Origin of the sequence: uncultured Oscillibacter sp. (assembly GCF_910587525.1) — a bacterium.
Taxonomy (GTDB): domain Bacteria; phylum Bacillota; class Clostridia; order Oscillospirales; family Oscillospiraceae; genus Oscillibacter.
Genome location: NZ_CAJULS010000240.1, coordinates 1 through 2,005 on the forward strand (window position 1 = coordinate 1; position 2,005 = coordinate 2,005).

Sequence of the window (2,005 nt, forward strand, 5' to 3'; positions counted from 1 at the left end):
TCGTCGGGGTCGCAGTTGGTATCGGCGATGGCCACCACGGGGATGCCCAGCTTGTGGGCCTCGGCAATAGCGTTGCGCTCCTTACGGGTATCCACGATGAACAGGGCGCCAGGCAGGCGCTTCATCTCCTTCACGCCGCCCAGGTACTTCTCTAGCTTGGCGATCTCGCCCATGTGCTTCATAACTTCCTTCTTGGGCAGCATGTCAAAGGTGCCGTCCTCCTGCATGGTCTTCAGCTGATTCAGCCGGTCCACGCGGGTGCGCATGGTCTTGAAATTGGTCATCATGCCGCCCAGCCACCGGGCGTTGACGAAGTACTGGCCGCAGCGGGTGGCCTCCTCACGGATGGCGTCCTGGGCCTGCTTCTTGGTGCCCACAAACAGCAGGGACTGGCCGCTCTCAGAGAGCTGGCGGACGAAGTTATAGGCCTCCTCCAGCTTGCGCACGGTCTTCTGCAGATCCACAATGTAGATGCCGTTGCGCTCAGTGTAGATATAGGGAGCCATCTTGGGGTTCCACCGGCGGGTCTGATGACCGAAGTGGACGCCCGCCTCCAGCAGGGCTTTCATAGATACGACGCTAGAATTTGCCATAGTGTTTGTTTCCTCCAAATCTGATTTAGTTTGACCTCCGGCGGCTTCAGCCTCCCCGCTAACCCGGGACGGGCACAGGCGGAAAGTCCACGCACCGTGCGGAATGCTGAAATATAATACCACATCAAAATACCGAATGCAAGTATTTTTTCCCAAAACTCCAGGAAAATATGTCATATATTCAGGGTCTCAGCACCTTCTTCTGCGTTTTTTCTCTAAATTCGGGTCCCGGCGCTGGAAGGGCTTGTCGATCAGGATGATATCGTCCCCAATGCGCTGGATACAATCCCAGGGGATGTAAAACTCCTCTCCCCTGCCAAACAGGCCAAAAAACAGCTTCGGCCCACTGACCACAATGGCCACCACCTTCCCCTCCGGCACCGTAATATCCACATCAGAGACAAAACCCAGCCGGCATCCATCGCAGATATTGATGACCTCCTTACGCTGCAATCCTCGGATCCTGCACTGCATGACGCTCACCTCCCCTAAAACCTATTCAACACACGGAATGTCCCATTCCAGCCCGCCCGCCCAGAAAGCGACAAAACCTTCCAGTATAGGAAAAAAAGCCGGGGGAAATACTGAGTGCAGGTTATTTCACCACATAAAAAAGACAGTGGAGGAATCCGGTTTTATGCAGGGAAAAGTAGAGATCGCGGGGGTCAATACCTCCAAGCTCAAGGTCCTAAAAAATGAGGAGACCATGGCGCTGCTGCGCCGGACCAAGGAGGGAGACCAGGAGGCCCGCCGCCAGCTGATCGAGGGAAATCTCCGGCTGGTGCTGTCCGTGATCCAGCGGTTCTCCGGACGGGGCGAGAACGCCGACGACCTCTTTCAGGTGGGCTGTGTGGGCCTCATCAAGGCCATTGACAATTTTGACATCACCCAGCCGGTACGGTTTTCCACCTACGGCGTGCCCATGATTATCGGTGAGATCCGGCGCTACCTCCGGGACAACAGCGCCATCCGGGTAACCCGCAGCATGCGGGACACGGCCTATCGTGTGCTTCAGGTCCGGGACCGGCTGCTGGCGGAGTCCCAACGGGAACCCACAGTGGAGCAGATTGCCAAGGAGCTGGATATCCCCCGGGAGGACGTGGTCTTTGCCATGGACGCCATCATGGACCCGGTATCCCTCTACGACCCGGTGTACTCCGACAGCGGCGGGGATACTCTCTGCGTCATGGACCAGGTGCGGGACACGAAAAATACGGATGAGAACTGGACGGACCGCATTGCCCTGAAAGAGGCCATGAAGCGGCTGGACGACCGGGAACGGCGGATTTTGTCCCTGCGGTTCTACGAGGGCAAGACCCAGATGGAGGTATCCGCCGAGGTGGGCATCTCCCAGGCCCAGGTCTCCCGGCTGAGATCGGAAGAGCGTCGTGTAGGGAAAGAGTGTAGATCTC

The 2,005-nt window shown here is 57.5% G+C and carries 2 protein-coding genes; both read right to left on the bottom strand.

Going from position 1 to position 2,005, the window contains the following annotated elements; translation table 11 throughout:
• Positions 1-593 (bottom strand): 30S ribosomal protein S2 (gene rpsB / locus QZ326_RS13015; RefSeq protein ID WP_295746035.1); only part of this gene is annotated, 593 nt, incomplete at its 3' end.
• Between the two features lie 189 nt (positions 594-782).
• Entirely contained in the window at positions 783-1,067 is a 285-nt protein-coding gene (locus QZ326_RS13020) for a YlmC/YmxH family sporulation protein (RefSeq protein WP_295746037.1), read from the bottom strand.
• Between the last annotated feature and the right edge of the window lie 938 nt (positions 1,068-2,005).

What these genes read in the sequence shown, in the direction of transcription:
- QZ326_RS13020 (WP_295746037.1), bottom strand. Translation starts at nt 1,067, where the DNA reads ATGCAGTGCAGGATCCGAGGATTGCAGCGTAAGGAGGTCATCAATATC.